Source organism: Proteus sp. NMG38-2, from assembly GCF_020640995.1.
In the GTDB taxonomy this organism is placed as follows: Bacteria; Pseudomonadota; Gammaproteobacteria; order Enterobacterales; family Enterobacteriaceae; genus Proteus.
Map to the genome: position 1 here is coordinate 3710880 of NZ_CP085481.1, position 24755 is coordinate 3735634.

Here is a 24755-nt window from a genome sequence, read left to right on the forward strand (position 1 = left end):
AACACAGAAAAAATAGCCCCCGCTAATACGAGGGCTAAATAAAGTCTTAGATATTTACGCCGTGTTGTGATGCTAACGCACCTAAACCACCCGCAAAACCTTGGCCAACGGCTTTGAATTTCCACTCTGCGCCATGGCGATATAACTCACCAAAGATCATTGCGGTTTCTGTAGACGCATCTTCAGAAAGATCAAAACGTGCAATTTCAGTATTATTGTCGTTGTTATAAACGCGCATAAAACTGTTACTTACCATACCAAAGTTTTGTTTACGATTTTCAGCATCATAAATAGTGACTGCAAATACCAGTTTTTTCACTTCAGCAGGGACTTTTGATAAAGTGATTTTGACTTGCTCATCATCACCGTCGCCTTCCCCAGTACGGTTATCTCCTTGGTGTTCAACGCTTCCGCACTGACTCACTTTGTTATTAAAGAAGATAAAACTTGCGTCTGAAAGTACTTTTCCATCTTCACCTACCATGAATACTGACGCATCTAAATCGAACTCTGCGCCATCAGTCACGCGGGCATCCCATCCTAGACCAACCATAGCAACCGACATTGTTGGTGCTTCTTTAGTCAGAGAAACATTACCACCTTTAACGAGGGAAACTGCCATATCAAAGCTCCTACTTTATTGAATAATCTGGCAATCACATATTATGACTGCCAGCGGTTAGTATCTTACTAATCGACTATCAAGAGGCATTAATGCCGTACTGAGCACAAACCGATCCTAAACCCCCCGCATAACCTTGACCTACAGCGCGGAATTTCCACTCTGCGTTATGACGATATAACTCGCCAAATAACATTGCCGTTTCAGTTGATGCATCTTCAGTTAAGTCATAACGAGCAACTTCAATTTGGTTGTCATCATTAACTAAACGAATAAATGCACCTGATACTTGGCCAAAGCTTTGACGGCGTGCTTGTGCATCATGGATAGTGACAACGAAAATAACCTTATCAACATCATTCGGGATCATGTCTAATTTAATTTTCAGTGCTTCATCATCACCATCGCCTTCACCCGTACGGTTATCGCCGGTATGAACAACTGAGCCATCAGCAGATCTTAAATTGTTATAAAAAATGAAATCGGCATCGCTACGCACTTTTCCATTTGCAGCTAACAGAAATACAGATGCATCTAAGTCAAAATCTTGACCATCTGTAGAACGGGCATCCCAACCTAGTCCGACAAGGACGTTTTTCATCGTTGGGGCTGCTTTGCTCAGAGAGACATTACCACCTTTAGAAAGAGAAACGCTCATTTTACAACCTCTTTAGTTTTGTTTTTAATATTCTGATTTTTCAAGAATATGTATTAGTTTGTCTTACCTTGATCATCTTTTTTTTCTGGGAATACAAAACTTGCAATAATCCCCAGAGCAAGAACACCAAGCACTACAAATAGGCTAGTTGTCGCGGAAATGCTGTATCCATGTTGCCAGATATGATCTGTTGCATTTAAACCTAATTTTGCAGCAATAAAGAACAACAGCACAATAACCGCTTTTTCGAGGTAAACGAGATACTGTTTTAACGCTTCTAACACGAAGTAAAGCGTACGTAAGCCTAAGATTGCGAACATCATTGCACTATAAACAATTAGGGGTTCACGGCTTACTGCGATAATAGCGGGAACCGAGTCGAAAGCAAACATCACATCAGAAAGCTCAACGACTGCCACACACAGCATAAGCGGTGTTGCATATAGAGCAGCTTTTGTACCACGACCGATAGTGACATCTTTGTTTTCAGGTTTCGCTAATTCAACATCAACTTCTTTTTGTGTTAACAAAAAAGCGTGTCCAGTAATTTTTGGCCATATAGGGAAAAATCGTTTTACTAAGCGATAAGCAAGATGTTGTGAATAGTCTTCAATCTCTTCACTATCACCACCACTTTTCAGCATCATAACTGCCGTCCAAGCAACGATTAAGGCAAATACTATCTCAACATATGGTCCTAAACTTAACAGTCCTGTACCGATGGCAACAAAGATCCCACGGAAAACGATAGCACCAATGATACCCCAATAAAGAACGCGGTGACGGAAGCGGTCAGGCACTGCAAACCACGAGAAAATCGCCATCATGACAAACAAGTTATCAATGGAAAGCACTTTCTCTAATGCATAACCTGTTACGAATAAACTCGCAACTTCTGCACCATGATGAATATAAAGGAATCCTGCGAATGCCATAGCAATAGCAACCCAGAATATAGACCAAAATATGGCATTCTTTAACGTTATCGGCTTATCAGCACGATGCATGAATAAGTCGATAAAAATAGCGCCAACCGCAAGTACTACAAAGACAATGACAGTTTCTGTCGGAAAACCAATATGTGTGGATACCATAATAATTCCTGAACGGTTCCCTATAAATTAATTACAAATCAAATTCTGCGGGTTGAAAGCCTAATGCAACAGCAATAGTTCGCACCGCTTCTTTTTCATCATTGTCAAAATCACCATCACTTTTCGCAACAGCGATACCAACACGAATAGCTAATTGCGCAGCTTCTGGCTGATCTTTCATTGCCAGAATATACTTCATGGTTTCGCCTTTACCGACTTCAGTATCAAACTCGAAACTTGTAATTAGCTTATTAAAGAATTCAATCACCTCAGAGGTATCAAAGACTTTAAGTTCATCCGATGCTTTTAAAAAACCCAGCATCTTCTGTTTTTCTTCAGAACTCACACCGTCGCTGGCGATAGCGATACGCGCACAGACAGCTACCGTTCCTTGCATAAATTTTTTGTTTTTAAAGCGGCCAACTTGCTTTGCTAACTCAGAACGTCCCGTATTAAAACCTTCTTTTAATTTGTTAAAAAAACTCATGTTACTTTTCCTTATATCAACTTGATCACTTAGAACCCGCTGTCCAGCGAAATCCCCACCCGTAGGCATTATCCATATCACGGTGGCCTTTAAAAAACTCATTGAGACGTTCAACTCTGATTGAGCCGTTCTCATTAACCAGTCGTGCTATAGCACACATGCCACGACCATTATTACCATCAGTTAAGCGTGTTTCGATAGGTGGCTGATCAGGTACATGAATGGTAACCACGCCATCTGTTTTGCTCCAATTCGGTACACCTTCATAAATAAACGCGAAAATCAGCACTTGCTTGATATTTTTCCATTCACGCCCATTCACAAAGATCCATTCACCACCAGCAACATCTCCCGTACGATCATCACCTTGTAATTCAACATAAGGAATACGATTGAAATCACCAAATCCGTTTCCTAATGCTTGAATAACCGATTTATGGCCTTGCTGAAGTTCAACAAAAGCACCAATGTCTAAGTCGATACCTTTATTTCCGCCAAACAATCCACCCAATAACCCTGATCCACCACTTTTACTTTCACGATGCCAATCAAGATTAATACGAATTTTTCCGAAATCATCTTTCTTCGTTAGGCTGATTGCAGGTTTCTCTTTGGTTAGAGAAACCTTACTTAAGTTCACCGAACTTGGCGCTGGAGCTGGTTTCGGTGCTGGTGCTGGTGCTGGTGCTGGTGCTGGTTCAGAGTCTGCAATATCAACACCAAAATGTTCAGCTAATGGTTTTAAGCCACCGTTAAATCCTTGAGCGATAAAACGGAACTTCCAACTACCATTACGACGATACAATTCACCTAAAATTAGTGCTGCTTCAGGACGACCGTTAATATCAACATTGCCATTCGCAACGACCTCATTATTAGCCTCAACTTGAATCGATAATCGTTGTAAATTTGCGATAGTTTGTTGACCTTCACAAGTCGCTGTAAACGCAATTTTTTCAACATCAGGACGTAAACGTGTTAAATCTACGGTAAAAGAAGTGCTATTTCCTGCTGTTGCATAAATAACAGTGCGATCATCACTCGCTGTTTGTCCATAAAACACCATATCGGCATCGCCATTCACTTTACCTGAGGCATAAAGTCTAAAAGCGGAAACATCAACAGGTGCGCCAGATTGAATACGAACGATTAATGTTTGATTAGGAACGGGTACATTCCCACCGGGAGTCATATTCATTTATCGCACCACCGTCGCCACAATATCAGGCATCATGTCGTTGATAACGCGGCCTTTGCAAGGTGCACCAAACGCGGTGAAATCCCATTGACCATGATTACGTTGCATCGACGCAATCACAATACCAGTATGAGTGCCTTGCTCTGTTAAGGTATAACGCACTAACTCTTTATTAGTTGTTTTATCAACAACTCGACAGAATGCGTTTTCAACTTCATTAAATGTTTGTCCTCGGAAACTATTTACAGTGAAGACCAAGTATTCAACATTTGTTGGTAAACGGTCTAAATCAACGAAAATAGTTTCATCATCGCCGTCACCGTCTCCAGTTAAGTTATCACCAGAGTGAACCACTGACTGACAACTTGATTTTAATTTGCGAAACCAAATGGTATCGATTTGATTGCCATTTGCGTCAAGTAAAACGCAACTTGCATCTAAATCAATAGAACCACCACCACCAAAAAGACCGCCTAATAATCCTTTTTTCTTAATCGGATCCCAGCCCAAACCAAACATTAAATGGCTCAGTGTAGGTGCTTGTTTACTGAGAGAAACTGTTTGATTCTTGCTTAATGAAACCATAATTAAATTCCTTCAGAGGTAGAGTGAAACAACAATGCCATTTGTGATTAAATCCATATCATGAAAATCATCATATCATGATGAAGTACATGAGCAAGACTATTTTTACCACCCGAACATGAAGTTTTGTAAACCCATTGATATAATTAATATTTTTGTAAAAATAAATTATAAAAATACAAAATAATTATAATAATAACGTTATTGGTTAGTCTAATTTAAACTAAAATCAAATAAATCATATTATGATTGACACAGTTCTTCGAAAACTTCATGATTATAGGACTTGAACCCTACACTTTTATTTCACGGTATACAGCGTAATGAACAATACGATTTGGTTTATGGAAGGTTTATCATCACAACGCGATATTATTCAAAGTGTTAAAGACTTTGCAAAACAGCAGCACCAAGAAATTTTTGTGCTCGCATCTCATCGCCATACACGAAATGAGATTTTATCGCTTGCTGATGGGGCTTTTTATGAACCTATTGAAGAGGCATTACGCTTAAAATTTATCGCTGATGTTGTAAAACAACATCAAGTGAGAGCCATTCATACTGGGCGCAATGGTGCATGGTTTGAATTACACCGCAAAGAAATTGAGTCATTAGGGGTAAAATTAACCACAGGTGCAACTGAGCTCGGACAGCTTCAATTAGCTGATAATAAAGTCGCTTTTGCACAAGCTATGGAACAATGCGGTCTTCCTGTTGTACCTTCCATTTATATTGACTCAATCGATGAATTAGAAAAACAAATAAAAAATCTACCTTTTGGTGAGATCCCTTTATGCATTAAGCCAGTAAAAGGCATTTATGGAATGGGCTTTTGGCGCTTTGATAATCAGGTTTCGCCGATGGCGCTGTTTAACCACCCAGAAAATCGCCAAGTTAATCCACAACAATATGTTGATGCATTAAAAGCGGTTGAACACTTTGAGCCATTAGTGCTCATGCCTTATTTACCTGGCCCTGAATACTCTGTTGATATGGTTGTTGAGCAAGGCAATGTTATTGCTGCTGTTGCTCGACGCAAAGAAGGTGCAATACAACATTTAGAAATTTCAGGTGAAGCCTATGAATTAGGCAAAGCGTGTGCCACTGCGATGAAAGCAGATGGTCTTGTGAATGTTCAAACCCGAAATAATCATCAAGGCCATCCATTATTACTTGAAATTAATATGCGCCCTTCCGGTGGCATCGGTTATACCCAACACTGCGGCATTAACCTTGCTGGTATTTTTGCTTTACGCCAATTGGGATTGATGAGTATTGAAGAGGCTCAAGCTCAAAATAACTATTTTACACCGACAAAAATACGCTCAATCACCGATTCTATTGTTTTCAATTCAACGTTAACAAACGTAATAAGTACGGATAATAATTAATAATGAAAAATAGCATGAGTGACTCTTTAGTTTATCGTCGCCAGCTTAGTTGTGGCACATTGAGCGTGACGCCAAATTGCCCTATTGAGTTACTTGATGAATTATTTGATATTGCAGAAAGACGCAATCCTAAGCGTGCATTTTTATTTGTCAGTAAGGTATTAGGCCGTCATATTCCTGTTTCACCCCAAAAAATGCGTGAAACCTACCAAAGACTTGCCAAACAATTTCCTCCTTCACTTGAAGGCCCTATTTTGTTTATTGGTATGGCGGAAACCGCCGTAGGTTTAGGCGCTGGTATTTTTGATGAGGTAAGAAGTCGCTATCAACAAGCGATTTATTTAACCTCAACACGTCACCCTGTTGATAATGGTGAACTGCTGTGTGAATTTAAAGAAAATCACAGCCACGCGACCGATCACTTACTCTATTTGCCAAAAACAGCAGAGCAACGTCAGTGGGTACAACAAGCAAAAACCGTTGTATTAATTGATGATGAAGCCACTACGGGCAATACCTTTATTAACCTGCTTTCAGCACTGCGTGAAGAAGGTGGATTAACCCATATTGAGCAGGTTATTGCGGTAACCTTAACTGATTGGAGTGGTGATTCTATCTCTGAGCGTTCCCCATTACCGATTAAGACTCTCTCTTTAGTTCAAGGTGAATGGCAATGGGATGCTGATCCTAATGCTCCCCTACCTGTTATGCCTAATGTCAATATTACGGCATCAGGTCAAGTTGCGATTACAGGCAAACAAAGCTGGGGTCGATTAGGGATGACAACGCCTGCAAATGATCTTGGTTTAACTATCAAAGTATCAGTTGATGAAAAAATTCTTGTATTAGGGTCGGGAGAATTTGTCTGGGAACCATTCTTATTGGCCGAACGTCTTGAAAAACAAGGTGCTATTGTAAAATATAGCTCGACAACACGTTCACCGATTTCAACCAATTTTGCTATTCAGTCAGCCATTACTTTTACTGATAATTATGGTTTAGGCATTCCTAATTTTGTCTATAACGTGGCACACCAACAATTTGATCGTATTTTACTTTGTTGTGAAACCCCGATTGACAGTATTGATAACCAACTGATGGAAGCCCTTAATAAAGTTGCACCAATTGTTGAGGTAATTAGTTATGACTAAGCCCGTTATTTTAACTGATCTCGACGACACCTTATTTCAAACACGTCGCAAAATGATAGATGAATTAGCGCTAGAACCCTATAAAACAGGGGCATTAGACAGAAGCTTAGAGCCTCGTAGCTTTATGACGCAAGAACAAGCCATGCTGGTAGATTGGATGCTAGAACATGCTGACTTAATTCCTGTTACCGCGCGGGGTACAGAAGAAATAAGCCGAGTCACGATCCCTTTTCATTCATGGGTAATTACCACACATGGTGCTGTGGTATTAACCCCTGAAGGCACAGCAGATGCGCAATGGCAAAACCATATCACTCAAAGCTTAGCGACCTATACACAACGTTTGCTCGCACTACAACAATCCATTACGCAATTAATGGTGGAACGACATATTGATGGTTGGGCACGAATTAACTATGAATATGGTGATTTGCCTATTTATTTAGTGATGAAGCATAACGATAGCACCCGACTAGAAGAGCTATACGCCATAGGTGATGAGATAGAAAAAACATTCTCAACAGAGGGTTTTTATATTCATCGCAACAGTAACAATATTGCTTGGTTACCTGAGCCTATTGAAAAAGGTAAAGCCGTCACGTATTTGCTTAATAAATTAAAGGCAGAACGTGGCGTTTTTCCTGTCATTGGTTTAGGCGATAGTCTGAGTGATCATCGCTTTATGAAATTGTGCAGTTGGTATGGGCTTCCTCGCCAAAGCCAATTTGCTGATGCGATCAACACAAAAATTTTTGGAGAATAAACATGATGGATCATAAACCGTTTTCAGGATCTTATGTATCAGGTGATGTCGATTTTCTACTTCAACCCGTCAATATTGAAATGACGCCGGTTGAGTTAAAGGAAGAGCTAATACAATCGGGTAAACGTCACTATTCTGACATGCTAAGCCAAGAGCCAGAACCCACAACATGGCATCTTGATCTCTTTGAAAAAGCGCTAGAAACCGGTGCGACGCGCTTAGCAACTGAAGTGATTATGTTGGCAAAATCCCTTATTGAACGCTTTGGTGATACCCCGATTATTCTAACAAGCCTTGTACGTGCAGGTGTTCCTTTAGGCGTAATGTTGCAACAAACATTGCGCAAAATGGGAAAAACCTCTTATCACTATGGAATAAGCATTATTCGAGATAGAGGCATTGATAGCGAAGCGCTTTCATGGATTGAACAACATCACGGTACAGAAGGAATTGTTTTTGTTGATGGTTGGACGGGAAAAGGCGCTATTACAGGTGAGTTAATTCGCTCATTAACCGGACGCGAAGGCTATCCCCCACAACCACGTCTTGTCGTCCTTGCAGATCCTTGTGGTTGCGCATGGCTAAGTGCCAGTGATGAAGATTGGCTTATCCCCTTTGGGATCATGGGCGCCCCCGTTTCAGGATTAATTTCACGTTCAATTTGGACAGAAAAAGGTTTTCATGGTTTTGTCGATTGCCAACATTTAAAACAATATGAATGCAGTCGATACCTTGTTGATATTGTAGGAAAAGTCGTTGATCGCTTGATTGATAACGATATTCCACATGCCACATTTAAAGAACAACAATCAGACTTAAAAAAGCTAAGCGAAAACGTCGTTAGTTCACTTGCAAAAAAATATGATATTTCAAATATCAATCGTATAAAACCCGGTATTGCTGAAGCCACACGCGCTGTTTTACGCCGTGTACCTGACCATGTTCTTGTGAGAGAGATAACTGATCCTGATGTGGCATTACTGGTTTATCTTGCGCAAGAAAAAAATATTGCTGTTATTGAAGCAGGGCAAGCGCTTGGTCAATATCGTGCAGTGACTATCATTAAAAAGGTGAAATAATGATTGAACGATTATCCCCGTGGAATTTAGGGGCAACGCTTTATATGCCAGCAACTCGAACAGATATTGTGACAACGATTATCGATCAGAAAATTGAAGGGTTACGCTCTTTAATTATCTGTTTAGAAGATGCGGTTAGCGATGCTGATATTCCGGTGGCATTAGAAAATTTGGCTACGTTATTAACTAAGTTGGCAGAGCATAAAAAGAACCATGATTGTAGCCATTGGCCTTTGCTATTTATTCGCCCTCGCCATACGGAAATGGGCCAATGGATCACTGAAAACCTTGATGTCAGTGCTATTGATGGTCTTGTATTGCCTAAATTTACTCAAGCCTCTTTACCAGTTTGGTGGAATATCATTGAGAACACGCATTTATGTATGATGCCAACTCTTGAAACCGAAGAGGTGTTTGATGTTATTCAAATGACAGAGCTTGCAAACCACCTACTGACTCACCCTTGTCATAACAGAATTATCGCGTTACGTATTGGTGGAAATGACTTAATGAATGTGATTTCGCTAAGACGTAATCGCCAGTTAACACTTTATGATGGCCCAATGGGTTATGTCATAAAAATGCTAGTTGCTGTATTTGGTGCTCGTCAGTTTGCTCTCACCGCGCCAGTTTGTGAGCATATTGATGATCACCATATTATGGATAAAGAGCTTGCTCTTGATATTGCTAATGGTCTTGTTGGTAAAACGGCGATACATCCAAAGCAAATTCACAAGATTGAACAAGCCCTCATGGTATCTCAATCCGATCACTCAGATGCTTTGCGTATCTTAAACTCAACGCAAGCCGTCTTTAAATCACAAGGTGCGATGTGTGAACCTGCAACACATCGTCGTTGGGCATTGAGTATTTTAACCAGAGCTAAAATTTATGGCATTATTCCTAACCAACAAAATAATGCTCAACGTTTTAATGCAACATAAAACACTCTATAGCAGGTGATGAACTCGATAAGATAAAATAATTATCTTATCTTGATTTTGATTTATAAGTTTCTAGTCAAAACATGTTATCTTTAACTAGAACTTATAAAAACAAAACCGACTTTTTTATTTAAAAAGTCATTTTTTTCATTTGAATTATTATTTTATACTACATTTAATAGGACGCTTATTTTATTTATACTTGTAATGTTTCTGATACTTGTAAATAAAGTGTAAGAACAAGAATAATAAAAATTACAGCCGAATATTTTAACACACGAATGACAGAATAAGTGGTAACTAAGCATGCAATTAAGCACTCGTCAGGTCAGAGTCTTTACACTGGCAACCCTTTTAAGCTCGGGAAAAAAGGTTCCAACCATTAAGATTATTTCTGCTCTTGAATGCTCAGAGCCAACGTTAACTCGCGTTTTAAAAGAGATAAGAGATTCTTATGACGCTGAAATAAAGTACAGTAAAGCGTCTCGAGCTTATCAAATGACTGAACGTGGTCAACTTGATAATAAAACCTTACGTCGTATGCGTGAGGCATTATCAGCCAGTGAAGATCTTCGTCATAATGGAATGACAAGCCGAGTTTATCTTGATAAAGATAAGAAGAAATCGGTTTCACTTTCATTAAAAATGTCAGCATTACGCAAAATTGACAGATTATCTTATTTAAATAATTCCACACGCAGTGAAGCGGTTGAATTATTGGTCGACCATTATATTGAAAATTTAATTCAATCAACACTTACTGAACTAGCTGAAAAAGAAAAAGACAAAAAATAGGTTTAAAAAAACAATAATGTATATTAAGAAATAGCTTGATACATTAGTATTAAGCTATTTTTACAATCAATAATAAATTAAATAAAATACTTATTAAATTAATATTTTTTATATAATTAATGAGTTGTTGTTTTATTTTTACTTATTTTTAATGTAAAATTAAAATAAACGTAATCAATTGAATTCACTTGTTTTTTATTTAATTATTTGATTTTATATAAATGAAAAGTATTTATACCTAATCTTTATTAGCCATTCTTTTTAGATTACTCCAATTAAGACTAATCAATAAAAAATATCTTTAATAATAAATGCCCATTAACTACACAAAATAAGAGTGAGCGTGGATTAAATTCTCTTTTATTTTACTTTTTATGCGATCTTATTTCAGATTAATAATATCGGACAATCATCACTGCGTTTTTTGCCTAATTTAATTAAACTAAGCATAATCTCAATTCAACACGTTCATCAGTCGGTTAGTATATTAACCGCTTATTCCTATCTCACTAACAGGATAAATGCATGAGAAGATTGCCAGTTTACCTTTTACTTGATACATCGGGTTCTATGTATGGCGAACCTATTGAAGCAGTAAAGAATGGCGTTGAAATGCTCTTATCAACATTACGCCAAGATCCTTACGCATTAGAAACCGCCTATATTTCTATCATCACCTTTAATTCAACCGCACAACAAATTGTTCCACTCACTGATTTAATTAACTTTAACGTACCTGACTTAGTTGCAAGTGGAACAACGGCATTAGGTGAGGCGCTCACATTAGTTTCTGATCGTATTGAAAACGAAGTACAAAAAACAACCGCTGAAACTAAAGGTGATTGGCGTCCGCTTGTTTTTGTAATGACTGATGGCGCACCAACTGACGATTGGAAAAAAGGCGTTGAGAAATTTAAAGCAGCCCGTACTGGTGTTGTGATTGCTTGCGCAGCAGGACAATCAGCACAAACGGATGTGCTCAAAAATATTACTGAGATTGTATTACGGCTAGATACGGCGGATTCTAACACCATAAAATCATTCTTTAAGTGGGTTTCAGCCAGTATTTCTGTCGGTAGCCAAAAAGTCGATTTAACCAAAAAAGATATTAGTGATCTTGATGACTTACCACCACCTCCTCCTGAGGTTAACGTTGTACTTTAAATAAAAAAGGAATGAATATGTCAGTGAGTTTAAAAAAAGGACAAGGTATTAGTTTAAAGAAAAATGAATATGACCTTTCCTCTGTCACTATCGGTTTAGGTTGGGATATCAACGAAGAAAAACGCGGATTCCTTGGTGGGCTTTTTGGCAAAAAAAGCGAAGAATACGATTTAGACGTTATCGCCTTTTTATGTAGTGAAAACGGCAAGGTCAATGATCTGGGTAAAATTGAAGGTGGACAACCTTCTCTTGTTAATGGCGATATTATTTTTTTTAATAGCCTTAAACATAAATCTGGGCAAATCTGGTTAACAGGTGATAACCGTACAGGTGCTGGTGATGGGGATGATGAACAGATCATTGCAAAATTAAATACCCTAGATCCTAAATTTACCAAAATCGTCTTTATTGTTCAGATTTACAATGGGCGTGAGCTACAACAACACTTTGGTAAAGTACAAAATGCCTTTATCCGCGCCGTTGATGCTAAAAATGTAGAAATGGCTCGTTTTGATTTATCAGGAGGCGAAGCCTTCAATAATCAACGCTCAATGTTATTTGCTGAATTAGTCAGAGAAGAAAATGGCTGGAAACTTAACGCTATTGGTGAACCTTCAAGTTCAGATAGTTTTGTTTCTTACTTAAAGGACTTTACCTAATGAGAAGACTTCCTGTTTACCTACTTATTGACACATCAGGATCAATGAGAGGTGAATCTATTCATGCCGTTAACGTAGGAATACAAACAATGCTAAATGCATTGAGACAAGATCCCTACGCATTAGAAAGCGTACATATCTCAATTATCACTTATGATAATGAAGCACGTGAATTTATTCCTTTAACGGCATTAGAAGATTTCCAATTCACTGATATCACCGTTCCTAGCTCTGGTGGCACATTTACTGGTGCAGCTCTTGAATGTTTAATCAAGTGTGTTGATCGTGATATTAAACGCTCTGATGGTGATCAAAAAGGTGACTGGCGCCCACTGGTCTTCTTAATGACAGATGGCACCCCTTCTGATGCTTACGCCTATGGTGAAGCCATTAAAGAAGTGAAAAAACGCTCATTTGGTTCGATCATCGCCTGTGCAGTTGGTCCAAAAGCCAAACATGACCACCTTAAAGAGCTTACATCTCAAGTGGTGGCATTAGAAACATTAGACTCTAACGCCTTCTCAGGCTTTTTCAAATGGGTTTCTGCTAGTGTCGCATCTGGCAGTTCCAGTGCGGGCATTAACACCGATAAAGACACATTACCACCACCGCCGCCTGAAATTCAGTTAGTACTGTGATCCACAAAAGCAAAGCGCTAAAACAGGCTTTGCTTTTATTTTATTTAGGCTTTGGTTTATCCATCACAAATATATAACAGCCACTATAAAGTGATAAGGTATAACAATGAGAAGGCTACCTATTTTCTTTGTGTTAGATTGCTCAGAATCGATGATAGGTGAAAACCTAAAAAAGATGAATGACGGTCTTACGACTATTATTAGTGATCTCAGGCGAGATCCTCACGCTCTTGAAACTGCTTGGGTTTCTGTCATTGCCTTTGCTGGCGTAGCGAAAACCATTGTTCCACTCACTGAAGTTGTCTCTTTTTATCCCCCTCAGCTTCCTCTTGGTGGTGGCACATCACTAGGCAGTGCGTTACGAGAACTCACTCACCAAATCGATACTCAAGTTAAAAAAACCACGATTGAGCAAAAAGGTGATTGGAAACCTGTTGTTTATCTTCTTACTGACGGTAGACCAACTGATGATTACGCACAAGAGATAAAACGCTGGAAAGCCCACTACGCCAACAAAGTTAACTTAATTGCGATTGGATTAGGCTTAAGTGCTGACTTACACGCGCTATCACAATTAACTGAAAATGTGCTGTTATTTACTGAAGCACAAGAAGGCGATTTCACCCGTTTTATAAAATGGATAACAATGTCTGTGGTTTCTCATAGTCGCAGTGTTGGCGAGGAAACACCTCCACTTTTAAGCAAAACCGAGCAAATTGTTCGCCTTGCCAAAGATGATGTAGCTCGTACCTATGATGAATCTTGTGTCACATTTGTCGGCCGTTGTAGCCACACTCGATCGCCTTATTTAATGAAATATGAACGCCCACCCATGAAAGCCTCTGGACTTGATTTTAATCTAAACCTCAATGGATTTAATTTAACGGGCTGCTACACCTTAAATGAAGATTACTTTGCATGGAGCGATCTCAGCGCTACGGCATATCAAGTAAATACCAGTGAGCTTCATGGCACTCCTGGTTGCCCTTATTGTGGTAATGCCACTGCTTTTGCCGTTTGCCAATGTGGTAAATTACTCTGTGTAAATGGCCCTGAAACCGTTATTTGCCCATGGTGTGATAACAGCATCACCTTTGGAAATAACAGCAATCAATCTGACTTTGATGTCACTCGAGGTAAAGGCTAATGGATAAAAAAGCCCTACTCACAAAACTGATTATTGATGATACGCTAACTTCGCAACGCATTGCGGTACATGAAGAGCTGATTATTGCGTTATATGAAGATACAGAAATCGCTCAACATATTGATTTTATTATTGATAAAATTAAAGCAAAAACAGCAGAAAAAATAACACCACAAGACAACGTACAACCTATTCTTCTGTTATTGCCACCAGCGCGCAATTTAGCCTCTGACGAAACATCATTACCAAAAGAAAGCCCATTAAAACCAGGGCAAATTCCTACACACTCATCACCAATGCCAATAGAGAAACCGACTATTCACCGCCCTACGGCCAAAATCACCCTTTCTAATGCCAAAGTCGGTAGCGAATTTAATTCTTCTATTAATATTGAATTAGATACGCTTGATACTGCACAAATTGAGTCTGTGAATTTTCCGGAAGCTCTCGGCATAACCTTTGATACCGAAAGTTGTTGTTTAGTCGGCACACCAACAAAAAGTGGCAATTTCACATTGGTTGTCCATTGGTCTGTTAATGCCATTTGCTATCACAATGACGTCTTATTAATCATTAATCCTGATCCTCGTAGCTTATGGCAAATTAACGAACCTCCCGCAAATAGCCCTTATCCTAAAGCACATATTGATAGCAAACTTATTCTTAAAGACGGTATTCGTATTGCAGGAGCAAGTCGTCGTGGTCGCTCTCACGAACATGCAGGTACATTTCGTGATGACGATTTTTATATTCATCACGATAGCCAAAGCCAATGGAATATTTTAATTGTCGCTGACGGTGCAGGTAGTGCTCGCTACTCTCGTGAAGGTTCACGCATTGTCACCAAAGTGGTCAGTGAATACCTTCAAGAACAATTGAACATTGAAAAAAATCCAGCATTAGCCCCTTATCTCAACACCATTCACCAATGGGATGATGAGAATGAGAAAAGGCAGGTAGGCAACTTTTTTTCTAAGCTATTTCACAATGCGTCACAGCTTGCGATTAATCACCTAAAAAATGAAGCCATTCGCATTAATGAACCCGTAAAATCATTTTCAACTACACTGTTGGCAACAGTGACTTTACGCATCAATAATGAGCTATTTGCAGCAGCCTTTTGGATGGGTGATGGTGCAATTGCCGCTTATGGACCCGCTGGAAAAGTCCGCGTTTTAGGTATTCCTGATAGTGGTGAATATGCAGGACAAACCCGTTTTCTTGATGATAATGCGCTTAATGATATCGAATTTAATCGACGCATTATTATTGGTAAATGGAGCGAAATTTCACACCTGATATTAATGACAGATGGTGTGTCTGATCCGAAGTTTGAAACAGATAACGGCTTACAAGATCCCAATAAATGGGCAGCGCTTATTGATGAAATATCGCCTTGTTTAGCCTCACCAGAAACCGCTGATCAAACACTGGCCGAATGGCTAAATTTCTTTTCAGCAGGCAATCACGATGACCGCACTCTGGTTGTGGCGTGGTGATCATCAAAGAGAAAATAGGTGAGTTTCATGGCAGATATCATTACCTGTACAACGCAAAGTGGAAAAACAGTTCAGTACGTCAATGAAATTATTGGCTCTGGCTCAATGAAAGATGTCTATTTTTCCCCTGACAGAACCTATGTTGTTGCCTTTTATAAGACAAAACAAAACGCACAAGCCAAAGATAGAATCGATATGATAACAGGCTCTTATCGTCATAATATCTTTGAGCAAAGTGGCGGTGAATACTGGAAAAACCTTTTCTGCTGGCCAACTGATGTTGTTGAACATCAAGGTAAAATCGGTATTGTGGTGCCGACGTATCAATCCCACTTTTTCTTTAAATATGGCTCTAAAAACAACGACTTTCTAGCGATAAAAGGCCGCGAAAAAGAAGGTAAATGGTTTGCAAGTGCCAACAACCAAAATAAATTTCTCGATCCTCGTGAAAGAGGCAATTTATTAAATTACCTGAAAGTCTGCTTATTGCTCTCTCGTGCCGTTCGCCGAATGCATGCAGCAGGCTTATGCCATAGTGATTTAAGCTATAAAAACGTCCTTATCGATCCTGAACAAGGTCATGCCTGTGTGATCGATATTGACGGTTTAGTGGTGCCCGGCAAATACCCGCCTGATGTTGTTGGAACACCTGATTTTATTGCACCTGAAGTGGTAAAAACCAGCCATTTACCGAAAGAAGATCCTAACCGTATCTTGCCAAGCATTACGACCGATAGGCACGCACTTGCAGTATTAATCTATATGTATCTGTTTTATCGTCATCCATTACGTGGCGGTAAAATTCACGATCTTGACGATGAAATGCGAGATGAGACACTCTCTATGGGTGAAAAAGCGCTGTTTATTGAACACCCAACAGATCATAGCAATGCGGTAAAATTGAATCAGGTAAAACCGTCATCTCTACCTTGGGCTGATCCTAAAAAAATCCCATACACGATTATGGGGCCTTACCTAACACCTCTTTTTGAAAGAGCCTTTATTACAGGATTACACGATCCTTCACAACGGCCTACTGCAGATGAATGGGAAACCGCTTTAGTCAAAACGGTAGATTTAGTTCAGCCTTGTCAGAATAAAAATTGTGAACAGCAATGGTATGTTTTTTCAGGAAAAACACAGCCCGTTTGTCCTTATTGTCATACGCCATATAAAGGGCAATTACCGATTTTAAATCTTTATTCTTCACGTAAAGCGGGTAGCTTCAGACCTGACGATCACCGCTTAATGGTTTGGAGTAATCAATCACTGTTTCCTTGGCATGTTAATCGCCTTATTGCGCCTAATGAACGCACCACAGATGAACAGAAAAAGCGCGTAGGCTATTTTGTTTATCACAACTCAACATGGTGGCTTGTTAATGAGCGTATTGATGGATTAATGGTATTACCAGAGAAAAAGCAGATAGCGATTGGCGATAAAATTGCACTAACAGATGGGTTGCAATTTGTGTTATCGACAGAAGAAGGCGGGCGACTTGTTGTGGTGCAATTAGTATCAAATTAATAAAGTAAGAGAATAATCTGTTTAATTTATCGCGGATTATTCTCTTTTTTCATGGTATTAAATTTAATCTTGAGCTCAAAGCTTAAATTTCATAACCAAATTTAAATCTTTTGCTGGTTTTCCTGTTTCATAGCGCCATTGTTCCATAGCGTGAATAAGTGACAAACCAAAAACATCCACTAAAGGTGAATCTAACATCCTAATATTTTGTACATGCCCATTTTCATCAACATCAAATTTCGCCTTTAGTTCACCTTCAATACCTTGAAAATAAGCTTTTACAGGATAATTAGGTAATGGACTTGATAAATTCTTAGGGTGATTTTTAACCGTAAGATTTGGCTCTTTTATTTCACTTTGAGTCATTTTCTCTGGTTCATCAGCTAATTTTGGTTTCAGTAACAAATGAGATTGTTCATCTGACTGCATTGGTTGAGTCGCACATCCATTTAATAAAATAGTGCTGCAAAGTAAACTTAAAATAGCTAATTTTATTTTCATTTTTCGTTTCTAAAATAAGATTAAATATAAAAACACAATAACACATCTCATAATCATTTCTATTCTCAGATCTATATTTAGTTAAGAAAAACTGTGCAATTAATCCTATTTTAGCCATTTTATTTAAATCTAAGTCAGATCACATATTTACCTCTCACCCTTTCCATTTAACGCTAACGTTCAATATTGGATATCAAGATCTCAGTTTATTAAGCCCCATTATTTACAATACCCTACAGTGATAATTGGAGGCATGAATGAAAACTAAAAATAAAATCAATGTGCTAGAGCTTATTTCGCCAGAGATGAAACAAGTTATGCAATTTTATGCAGATAATCCGCAACCTGCACCAGGAAATGATGGCTATCCATCGATGCGGCTTGCTTATAATCAAGATAGGCGTTATTGGAATGCAGATGCACCAGAGATGTTTAACATACAAGATATTTCGGTTAGTACTTCTTATGGAAATGTATTAACGCGTCTTTATAAACCCAAAGAAAAAACATCCGCAACACTCTATTATCTGCATGGCGGTGGTTTTATTTTAGGGAATTTAGATACTCACGATCGCATTATGCGGCTGCTTGCCAGCTATACTGGTTGTACTGTTATTGGTATTGATTATTCACTATCACCAGAAGCGTGCTACCCTCAAGCCATTGATGAATCAGCACAGGTTTGTCAGTATTATCATCAAAATGCAAAACACTATGATATTAATACGCAATATATTGGTTTTGCTGGTGATTCTGCGGGAGCCATGTTATCACTTGCCACCGTATTATGGTTACGTGACAAACACATTCACTGTGGCAAAGTGAGTGCAGCTTTACTTTGGTATGGATTATATGGCTTACGTGATTCCACCAGCCGCCGACTTTATGGGGGGGAATGGGATGGATTGCGCCAGCAAGATCTAGAAGAATATGATAATGCATATCTAACCGCACTTGGCAGTCGTGATGCACCTTATTATTGCTTATTTAATAACGATTTAACGCAAGATATTCCACCTTGCTTTATCGCCAGCGCACAATACGACCCACTTATTGATGATAGTCTGACGCTATTTAAAACCCTGGAAGCGCATCAATTACCTTGTGAATATAAAATGTATTCCGGCACATTACATGCCTTTTTACACTACTCACGTATGATGAAAGTGGCAGATGACGCCATTCGAGATGGCGCTCACTATTTTGTAAAACAGCTGGCTTTATAAAACAGTTGTCTTATAAACAAACAGCTTTTTAAAACTCAAGATTACGAATAAACCGATAATCCGCAGACGCCTCTTTCAGTCGATACAGACTTGCAGGGCGTCCTCTTTCTGCCCGTTTTTCTCCTGTATCAATCAATAAATCTGCTTGTTCAATGCGTCGTCTAAAGGATTTTTTCTGGATCTCTTTCCCAATCAGAATTTCATGAACATGCTGTAACTCAGGCAAGGTAAACACTTCGGGTAATGCAAATCCGGGAACAATTGAATAGAGTGATTTTTGCTTTAAACGCTCTCTCGCTTGTGTAATTAACTCTTGATGATCAAACGCTAAGCTTTGTTGTGTAACCTCATCAATCGGCAACCACATTACTGAATCCACTGTATCGATATGCGCTTCACAGGCTTGATGTGCAATCAACGCGCTATAACAAACCGTCACCGACCAACCTCTTGCATCACGCTGGCTATTTCCCACTGAACAGAGTTGCTCAATATAAGGGGGGATCACGCCCGTTTTCTCTTTTAATTTTCTTAGCACTGTATCTTCAAGACATTTGTCCTGCACCTCATCGACAAATCCACCGGGTAAACCCCATTTTCCTTTTTCAGGATGCTCCCCTCTTTTCACTAACAACACTTTTAACTGCTCTTCATGATAAGTAAACAGCACGGCATCAACGGTGATAAGTGGGGATAGGAAATCACGGCGGTTATAACTGGCTAAAAAATCTTGTTCATTCATGGCGAAAGCTTTATTAGAAAACGATAAAGCTATTTTAAGGTTAAACAGCAAAAAATCAAATTTTGTCATAAAGACACTAAATCAGTTGACAGCAATAGTGTCTATAAGACACAATGCAATTATTGTCATAAAGACACTTAACAAGGAAATACTATGTTTAACTTAAATTATTTTAAAGCTGACTCATCAACATTCATCATTAAATCCGTGAATGGCAAAATCCGCCAACAAGGTAAAGGCTTAAGTTTTTGGTATAATTCAGCTACAACCTCCATTGCGGCATTACCTTTAAATGCACAAGAAGCACCATTTATTTTTAACTTCCAAACCGCAGACTTTCAGGGTTTACGCATTCAAGGGCAAATCTCATTTCAGGTTAAATCGCCAGAAAAAGCCGCAGAAGTACTCAACTTTAACTTGAGCAAAAACGGCAAATCTTATGCCTCAGAAGATCCACTCAAACTCAGTGATCGCGTCGTACGTATTGCACAAACCTTAATTCAAGCAAAGATCCAAAGTACCCCACTTAGAGAAGCGTTATTACTCAGCCAATCATTAGTCACTTTGGTGATGGAACAATTAGTTGAACATCCATCATTAGAAGCATTAGGTATTGCGATTTTGGATGTCTCCATTGCGGCGATCACACCATCACCAGAAACCTTAAAAGCACTAGAAGCTGAAGCGAGAGAATCCTTACTGAAAGAAGCCGATGATGCAATTTATGCGCGTCGTAAATTCTCCGTTGAACAAGAGCGCACCATTAAAGAAGCAGAATTAGAAACTGACTTATCGGTTCAACGTAAACGACAAGAAATTGAAGAAGCACGTTTAGAAAACGAACGTACATTATTACGCGAACAAGCTGAGATTGAAAAAGAACGCCTTGAAGCCAAAGTTAATGCAGAAGCAAAACGCAAAGAGCTGGTCGCGTTAAGTGCTGAAAATCAGCGAACACAATCAGAAGCTGATGCCTACGCCATTGAAGCCACCATGCGTGCTTACCGTGAATTGCCAGTTGAAAACTTAAAAGCCATGGCGCTAGCAAAAATGGACTCACAACAGTTAATGGCAATGGCATTTGAAACTTTAGCGCTTAATTCAGGGAAAATCGGCGAATTGAATATTACTCCTGATTTATTTAGCCAATTTATGAAAAAAGGCGGTAAATAATGCAACGTAACAACGATTTTCACTTCGTGTTAGTGATGAGAAAAAGCCGTTTACAGGAATTGATCGAGCGCTTCAATACTTGGTCACAAGCCAAATTTTATTTAGAACACAATAATGTTGAGGTAAAGGATTACCTCAACGAACACAATCTATACCAAAAACAATTAACAGAAGCTGAGTTGATTTTAAAGTCACTAGGACGATTTCAGCTATTAGAACGAAATTTATTACCTAGCTATCAATTCTCACCCCACGATATTGTGGTGGTGATTGGTCAAGACGGGCTTGTGGCTAATACACTGAAATATCTCAACGGGCAGCCTATCATTGCAATAAATCCTGATCCATCAAGATGGGATGGTAAATTATTACCCTTTGAAATAGGACAATTAAAAGAGACTGTCATTAATACTATTAATCAAAAAATGCCATTTAAAACGGTCACTTTCGCGCAAGCGACAACCAATGATGGTCAATCACTATTAGCCGTTAATGATTTATTTATTGGCCCTAAAAGTCACACCTCCGCACGGTATATTTTACAATGGAGTGGTGCTCAAGAAGCCCAATCCTCATCAGGTATCATTGTGTCTACGGGATTGGGATCAACGGGGTGGTTTCAATCCATTCTTGCAGGTGCAATGGCAATAACAGGAGAAGCTTCGCATCCTCTGTTACAAGGTTTTGATTGGGGTGTTCGAAAGCTACAATTTAGCGTCAGAGAGCCGTTTCCTAGCAGAACAACTGGTGTTGCACTGACTTTTGGCACTATTGAGCCTGACTCACCGCTACAATTAGAGTCTTTGATGCCAGAAAATGGGGTTATTTTTTCTGATGGCATCGAAGATGACTATTTACAGTTTAATGCAGGCTGCATAGCGCATATTGGTATCGCAGATATACAAGGGCAATTAATTAGCCAAAAAGGGCGTCAACGAATTTAACTTTAATGAGCGCTCTTTAATACCGTTTCAAGTCCTGAAATCATCACATCAAGGACAAATAAAAACGCAGCATCACCATTATCACTATCCATAATGGCAACAGCTTGAGTTAATAATGGCGGATAGTGAACAGTATTACACTCTGTTTTTTCACGCTCTTTTTGGCTTTCTTGGTGCTCTTGCGTTTCAAGAACTGAACCTAATGTAAAATGTGCAATAGAACTCAACGCATATACGGCTTGAGATAAACTAAATCCAGCATCACATAAAAACTGTAATTGTTGTTCTGATGTCTCAAACTGGCTTTCAGATGGGCGAGTTCCTGCATGAATTTTGCCACCATCACGATACATTAATAAGGCTTGGCGAAAGCTTTTCGCGTTATTTCGCAAAAAATCCTGCCATGTTTCATTAGGTAATGGCAAAACATGATGATGATGTTTTTGCAAAATAGTTTCTGCTAATGCATCTAACAACGCACGTTTATTCTTCACATGCCAATACAATGTAGGTTGCTCTACCCCTATTTTTTGCGCTAATTTGCGCGTTGTTAGGCCTTCTATCCCCACCTCATTAAGCAAAATTAACGCATTATCAATAACTTGTTCTTTATCTAGCTTTGCCATATCTACCTCAAAATAAAATAGCCTTGACAATCTATCACTGATAGAGATATTTTACACTCACTCTATCACTGATAGATTTTTTAGGATCTCAATGAATAAATCAATTATTATTATACTGCTGATAACCGTATTAGATGCCATTGGTATTGGGCTTATCATGCCAGTACTCCCTACGCTATTAAATGAATTTGTCAGTGAAAATTCACTTGCAACTCATTACGGTGTGCTATTAGCGCTCTATGCTACCATGCAGGTTATTTTTGCACCTATTTTAGGGCGGCTGTCTGATAAATACGGTAGAAAACCTATCTTGCTATTTTCCCTTTTAGGTGCAGCACTTGATTATCTCTTAATGGCATTCTCAACGACGCTTTGGATGCTCTATATTGGGCGTATTATTGCGGGCATCACCGGTGCAACAGGTGCTGTATGTGCATCAGCGATGAGCGATGTTACTCCTGCTAAAAATCGAACTCGTTATTTTGGCTTTTTAGGCGGTGCTTTTGGGGTTGGCCTGATTATTGGCCCTATGTTAGGTGGGCTATTAGGTGAAATAACTGCTCATACGCCATTTATCTTTGCGGCTATTTCACACTCAATATTATTAATACTCTCTTTGCTCTTTTTCCGTGAAACACAAAAAAGAGAAGCGCTTGTTACAAATAACACGCCAGAAAACCAAACCACATCAAATTCAGTCACGGGATTTATTAAGAAAAGCCTTTATTTTTGGCTGGCAGCCTATTTTATCATCCAACTTATCGGTCAAATCCCTGCCACAATTTGGGTGTTATTTACACAATACCGTTTTGATTGGAATACGACATCGGTCGGTATGTCTTTGGCAGCTCTGGGTGTCTTACATATTTTCTTTCAGGCCGTTGTTGCTGGAAAATTAGCGCAGAAATGGGGCGAAAAAACCACCATTATGATCAGTATGTCTATTGATATGATGGGCTGTTTATTATTAGCGTGGGTAAGCCAAGTTTGGGTGATATTACCCGCATTGATCTGCTTGGCCGCGGGAGGAATGGGACAACCGGCATTACAAGGCTATTTATCAAAATCTGTCGATGATAATGCTCAAGGGAAACTGCAAGGCACACTCGTCAGTTTAACCAATATCACGGGGATTATTGGCCCACTCTTATTTGCCTTTATTTATAGTTATAGCATCGCTTATTGGGATGGTTTGCTATGGTTGATGGGAGCAATATTTTATGCCATGTTGCTGATTACTGCTTATTATCACCAAAGAAAAGTCACACCTAAAACTGTTATTTCAGCCTCTTAGTACTAAAAAATTATAAAAATCATAAAAGTCCTATCCACTATTAATCGCGTTGATAGGACTTTATTTTTATCGCAATTAATAAGTCACTTTCACCCAAGGCTTACTGGCTGCGATCATAAACATCGGTGTTGAGCGATAAAGGACTTTACGTTTTTCATCATACACTCGCTCATTAATATTGGTTAAACAAGTCAGTTCTGAATAACCAAGGGTAACTAATGTATCAAGATCCCATTGAGGCCTAATTTTTTGACACATTGGCATACTTTTACGGTAATCGAGCATCGCATCGCTATAACCTGCAGGCTTTTCATTAAACAGTGCGGTATAGGCTTCAATATCTTCACTGTTTTTCTGATTTAAGGCTTCATCAAATAAATAGCGATTCCAGTTAGCATCAAAAATCAGTGTTCTTGCTCCCGGTTTTAAGACACGTAACCACTCTTTATAACCTTGTTTTGCATCTAATAACGTCCATGCCACATTACGACTAATCACCAAATCAAAGTGATCATCTGGGAAAGGTAGGCAATGGCTATCCCCTTGCATCACTTCAACATCAATGTGGTAGGCTTCAAAGTTTTTCTTCGCAGCATCAACCATCGCATCTGTGCAATCTATTGCCGTCACTTTGTGTCCTGCTTTCGCCATAATAATAGAGAAAAAACCAGGGCCCGTTCCTACATCTAGTACCTTTAATTTGCCTTGTTGACCGCAATATTCATGAATAATATTCAGCCACGCTTCTCGCTGAAAACCGTTTAATTCTAGTTGGATCAAATTACTGTAATTTTCAGCACCCTCTGTCCAATTTTTTAATAATTTATCTTTTGAGTCCTGCATAACAA

Annotated in this window: 26 protein-coding genes; 16 read left to right on the forward strand and 10 right to left on the reverse strand. The window is 39.0% G+C overall.

The window, feature by feature from the left end:
• Positions 1-46: 46 nt before the first annotated feature.
• The 6 genes from LG402_RS17530 to LG402_RS17555 all read right to left on the reverse strand — a co-directional run bounded on the left by LG402_RS17530 (position 47) and on the right by LG402_RS17555 (position 4644).
• Entirely contained in the window at positions 47-622 is a 576-nt protein-coding gene (locus LG402_RS17530) for a TerD family protein (protein WP_109409143.1), read from the reverse strand.
• Between the two features lie 79 nt (positions 623-701).
• The gene (locus tag LG402_RS17535; protein WP_072070083.1) at positions 702-1280 is read right to left on the reverse strand and encodes a TerD family protein; all 579 of its coding nucleotides are present in this window, start codon (positions 1278-1280) and stop codon (positions 702-704) included.
• Positions 1281-1333: 53 nt separating this feature from the next.
• The gene (locus LG402_RS17540; protein WP_166539601.1) at positions 1334-2374 is read right to left on the reverse strand and encodes a TerC/Alx family metal homeostasis membrane protein; all 1041 of its coding nucleotides are present in this window, start codon (positions 2372-2374) and stop codon (positions 1334-1336) included.
• 31 nt (positions 2375-2405) lie between these two features.
• Positions 2406-2861 carry a tellurite resistance TerB family protein gene (locus LG402_RS17545; RefSeq protein WP_109409145.1) on the reverse strand — a complete coding sequence of 152 codons (456 nt, stop codon included), beginning with the start codon at positions 2859-2861 and terminating at the stop codon, positions 2406-2408.
• 25 nt (positions 2862-2886) lie between these two features.
• Positions 2887-4059 (reverse strand): TerD family protein, encoded by a 1173-nt coding sequence (locus LG402_RS17550; protein ID WP_227336044.1) that lies wholly within the window; start codon positions 4057-4059, stop codon positions 2887-2889.
• Positions 4060-4644: a TerD family protein gene (locus LG402_RS17555; RefSeq protein WP_166539603.1), complete on the reverse strand. Its 585-nt coding sequence runs from the start codon at positions 4642-4644 to the stop codon at positions 4060-4062. It lies immediately after the preceding gene.
• Between the two features lie 323 nt (positions 4645-4967).
• Between LG402_RS17555 and LG402_RS17560 the strand changes: the two genes are divergently transcribed.
• The 12 genes from LG402_RS17560 to LG402_RS17615 all read left to right on the forward strand — a co-directional run bounded on the left by LG402_RS17560 (position 4968) and on the right by LG402_RS17615 (position 17401).
• Positions 4968-6035, forward strand: coding sequence for an ATP-grasp domain-containing protein (locus tag LG402_RS17560; RefSeq protein WP_210813761.1), 1068 nt, complete (start codon positions 4968-4970; stop codon positions 6033-6035).
• Between the two features lie 14 nt (positions 6036-6049).
• Entirely contained in the window at positions 6050-7186 is a 1137-nt protein-coding gene (locus LG402_RS17565; protein WP_227336045.1) for a phosphoribosyltransferase domain-containing protein, read from the forward strand.
• The gene (locus LG402_RS17570; protein WP_227336046.1) at positions 7179-7949 is read left to right on the forward strand and encodes a hypothetical protein; all 771 of its coding nucleotides are present in this window, start codon (positions 7179-7181) and stop codon (positions 7947-7949) included. Before LG402_RS17565 ends, LG402_RS17570 begins: the two co-directional genes overlap by 8 nt.
• Positions 7950-7951: 2 nt before the next feature.
• Positions 7952-9028: a cysteine protease StiP family protein gene (locus LG402_RS17575; protein WP_166539607.1), complete on the forward strand. Its 1077-nt coding sequence runs from the start codon at positions 7952-7954 to the stop codon at positions 9026-9028.
• The gene (locus LG402_RS17580; RefSeq protein WP_227336047.1) at positions 9028-9972 is read left to right on the forward strand and encodes an HpcH/HpaI aldolase/citrate lyase family protein; all 945 of its coding nucleotides are present in this window, start codon (positions 9028-9030) and stop codon (positions 9970-9972) included. Before LG402_RS17575 ends, LG402_RS17580 begins: the two co-directional genes overlap by 1 nt.
• Positions 9973-10278: 306 nt before the next feature.
• Positions 10279-10767 (forward strand): tellurium resistance protein TerW, encoded by a 489-nt coding sequence (locus tag LG402_RS17585; protein ID WP_166539609.1) that lies wholly within the window; start codon positions 10279-10281, stop codon positions 10765-10767.
• 525 nt (positions 10768-11292) lie between these two features.
• Positions 11293-11931 carry a vWA domain-containing protein gene (locus tag LG402_RS17590; RefSeq protein WP_166539610.1) on the forward strand — a complete coding sequence of 213 codons (639 nt, stop codon included), beginning with the start codon at positions 11293-11295 and terminating at the stop codon, positions 11929-11931.
• 17 nt (positions 11932-11948) lie between these two features.
• Positions 11949-12590 (forward strand): TerD family protein, encoded by a 642-nt coding sequence (locus LG402_RS17595; RefSeq protein WP_227336048.1) that lies wholly within the window; start codon positions 11949-11951, stop codon positions 12588-12590.
• Positions 12590-13228 carry a vWA domain-containing protein gene (locus LG402_RS17600; RefSeq protein ID WP_072068977.1) on the forward strand — a complete coding sequence of 213 codons (639 nt, stop codon included), beginning with the start codon at positions 12590-12592 and terminating at the stop codon, positions 13226-13228. Before LG402_RS17595 ends, LG402_RS17600 begins: the two co-directional genes overlap by 1 nt.
• Before the next feature lie 106 nt (positions 13229-13334).
• Positions 13335-14375, forward strand: coding sequence for a TerY-C metal binding domain-containing protein (locus LG402_RS17605; RefSeq protein WP_166539611.1), 1041 nt, complete (start codon positions 13335-13337; stop codon positions 14373-14375).
• Positions 14375-15874, forward strand: coding sequence for a PP2C family serine/threonine-protein phosphatase (locus tag LG402_RS17610; protein WP_227336049.1), 1500 nt, complete (start codon positions 14375-14377; stop codon positions 15872-15874). Before LG402_RS17605 ends, LG402_RS17610 begins: the two co-directional genes overlap by 1 nt.
• 27 nt (positions 15875-15901) lie before the next feature.
• Entirely contained in the window at positions 15902-17401 is a 1500-nt protein-coding gene (locus LG402_RS17615) for a helix-hairpin-helix domain-containing protein (RefSeq protein ID WP_109409158.1), read from the forward strand.
• Positions 17402-17476: 75 nt separating this feature from the next.
• Here the strand turns inward: LG402_RS17615 and LG402_RS17620 are convergent, their stop codons facing one another.
• On the reverse strand, positions 17477-17902 hold the full coding sequence (locus tag LG402_RS17620) for a TonB family protein (RefSeq protein ID WP_227336050.1): 426 nt from the start codon (positions 17900-17902) through the stop codon (positions 17477-17479).
• A gap of 257 nt (positions 17903-18159) precedes the next feature.
• On the opposite strand from LG402_RS17620, the gene aes reads away from it, so the two are divergent.
• Positions 18160-19128, forward strand: coding sequence for an acetyl esterase (gene aes / locus LG402_RS17625; protein WP_227336051.1), 969 nt, complete (start codon positions 18160-18162; stop codon positions 19126-19128).
• 28 nt (positions 19129-19156) lie between these two features.
• On the opposite strand, the gene LG402_RS17630 is transcribed toward aes, so the two are convergent.
• Positions 19157-19870 carry an NUDIX hydrolase gene (locus LG402_RS17630; protein WP_227336052.1) on the reverse strand — a complete coding sequence of 238 codons (714 nt, stop codon included), beginning with the start codon at positions 19868-19870 and terminating at the stop codon, positions 19157-19159.
• Positions 19871-20023: 153 nt separating this feature from the next.
• Here LG402_RS17630 and LG402_RS17635 point away from each other — a divergent pair, with 153 nt between their 5' ends.
• Together LG402_RS17635 and LG402_RS17640 are read left to right on the forward strand one after the other, a co-directional pair.
• A complete protein-coding gene (locus LG402_RS17635; protein WP_166539615.1) occupies positions 20024-21043 on the forward strand; it encodes an SPFH domain-containing protein in 1020 nt (339 codons plus the stop codon).
• Positions 21043-21987, forward strand: coding sequence for a sugar kinase (locus tag LG402_RS17640; RefSeq protein ID WP_227336053.1), 945 nt, complete (start codon positions 21043-21045; stop codon positions 21985-21987). The genes LG402_RS17635 and LG402_RS17640 overlap by 1 nt, the downstream gene beginning before the upstream one ends.
• A 2-nt stretch (positions 21988-21989) precedes the next feature.
• On the opposite strand, the gene tetR(H) is transcribed toward LG402_RS17640, so the two are convergent.
• Complete coding sequence (gene tetR(H), locus LG402_RS17645; protein ID WP_166539616.1) at positions 21990-22613, reverse strand: tetracycline resistance transcriptional repressor TetR(H); 624 nt, start codon at positions 22611-22613, stop codon at positions 21990-21992.
• Between the two features lie 91 nt (positions 22614-22704).
• Here tetR(H) and tet(H) point away from each other — a divergent pair, with 91 nt between their 5' ends.
• Complete coding sequence (gene tet(H), locus LG402_RS17650; protein WP_264484594.1) at positions 22705-23907, forward strand: tetracycline efflux MFS transporter Tet(H); 1203 nt, start codon at positions 22705-22707, stop codon at positions 23905-23907.
• A 75-nt stretch (positions 23908-23982) separates the two neighbouring features.
• Here the strand turns inward: tet(H) and LG402_RS17655 are convergent, their stop codons facing one another.
• Positions 23983-24750 carry a class I SAM-dependent methyltransferase gene (locus tag LG402_RS17655; RefSeq protein WP_227336054.1) on the reverse strand — a complete coding sequence of 256 codons (768 nt, stop codon included), beginning with the start codon at positions 24748-24750 and terminating at the stop codon, positions 23983-23985.
• Positions 24751-24755 lie beyond the last annotated feature (5 nt).

Coding starts and splice junctions, on each gene's coding strand:
- LG402_RS17530 (WP_109409143.1), bottom strand. CDS start 622: ATGGCAGTTTCCCTCGTTAAAGGTGGTAATGTTTCTCTGACTAAAGAA.
- LG402_RS17535 (WP_072070083.1), bottom strand. CDS start 1,280: ATGAGCGTTTCTCTTTCTAAAGGTGGTAATGTCTCTCTGAGCAAAGCA.
- LG402_RS17540 (WP_166539601.1), bottom strand. CDS start 2,374: ATGGTATCCACACATATTGGTTTTCCGACAGAAACTGTCATTGTCTTT.
- LG402_RS17545 (WP_109409145.1), bottom strand. CDS start 2,861: ATGAGTTTTTTTAACAAATTAAAAGAAGGTTTTAATACGGGACGTTCT.
- LG402_RS17550 (WP_227336044.1), bottom strand. CDS start 4,059: ATGAATATGACTCCCGGTGGGAATGTACCCGTTCCTAATCAAACATTA.
- LG402_RS17555 (WP_166539603.1), bottom strand. CDS start 4,644: ATGGTTTCATTAAGCAAGAATCAAACAGTTTCTCTCAGTAAACAAGCA.
- LG402_RS17560 (WP_210813761.1), top strand. CDS start 4,968: ATGAACAATACGATTTGGTTTATGGAAGGTTTATCATCACAACGCGAT.
- LG402_RS17565 (WP_227336045.1), top strand. CDS start 6,050: ATGAGTGACTCTTTAGTTTATCGTCGCCAGCTTAGTTGTGGCACATTG.
- LG402_RS17570 (WP_227336046.1), top strand. CDS start 7,179: ATGACTAAGCCCGTTATTTTAACTGATCTCGACGACACCTTATTTCAA.
- LG402_RS17575 (WP_166539607.1), top strand. CDS start 7,952: ATGATGGATCATAAACCGTTTTCAGGATCTTATGTATCAGGTGATGTC.
- LG402_RS17580 (WP_227336047.1), top strand. CDS start 9,028: ATGATTGAACGATTATCCCCGTGGAATTTAGGGGCAACGCTTTATATG.
- LG402_RS17585 (WP_166539609.1), top strand. CDS start 10,279: ATGCAATTAAGCACTCGTCAGGTCAGAGTCTTTACACTGGCAACCCTT.
- LG402_RS17590 (WP_166539610.1), top strand. CDS start 11,293: ATGAGAAGATTGCCAGTTTACCTTTTACTTGATACATCGGGTTCTATG.
- LG402_RS17595 (WP_227336048.1), top strand. CDS start 11,949: ATGTCAGTGAGTTTAAAAAAAGGACAAGGTATTAGTTTAAAGAAAAAT.
- LG402_RS17600 (WP_072068977.1), top strand. CDS start 12,590: ATGAGAAGACTTCCTGTTTACCTACTTATTGACACATCAGGATCAATG.
- LG402_RS17605 (WP_166539611.1), top strand. CDS start 13,335: ATGAGAAGGCTACCTATTTTCTTTGTGTTAGATTGCTCAGAATCGATG.
- LG402_RS17610 (WP_227336049.1), top strand. CDS start 14,375: ATGGATAAAAAAGCCCTACTCACAAAACTGATTATTGATGATACGCTA.
- LG402_RS17615 (WP_109409158.1), top strand. CDS start 15,902: ATGGCAGATATCATTACCTGTACAACGCAAAGTGGAAAAACAGTTCAG.
- LG402_RS17620 (WP_227336050.1), bottom strand. CDS start 17,902: ATGAAAATAAAATTAGCTATTTTAAGTTTACTTTGCAGCACTATTTTA.
- aes (WP_227336051.1), top strand. CDS start 18,160: ATGAAAACTAAAAATAAAATCAATGTGCTAGAGCTTATTTCGCCAGAG.
- LG402_RS17630 (WP_227336052.1), bottom strand. CDS start 19,870: ATGAATGAACAAGATTTTTTAGCCAGTTATAACCGCCGTGATTTCCTA.
- LG402_RS17635 (WP_166539615.1), top strand. CDS start 20,024: ATGTTTAACTTAAATTATTTTAAAGCTGACTCATCAACATTCATCATT.
- LG402_RS17640 (WP_227336053.1), top strand. CDS start 21,043: ATGCAACGTAACAACGATTTTCACTTCGTGTTAGTGATGAGAAAAAGC.
- LG402_RS17655 (WP_227336054.1), bottom strand. CDS start 24,750: ATGCAGGACTCAAAAGATAAATTATTAAAAAATTGGACAGAGGGTGCT.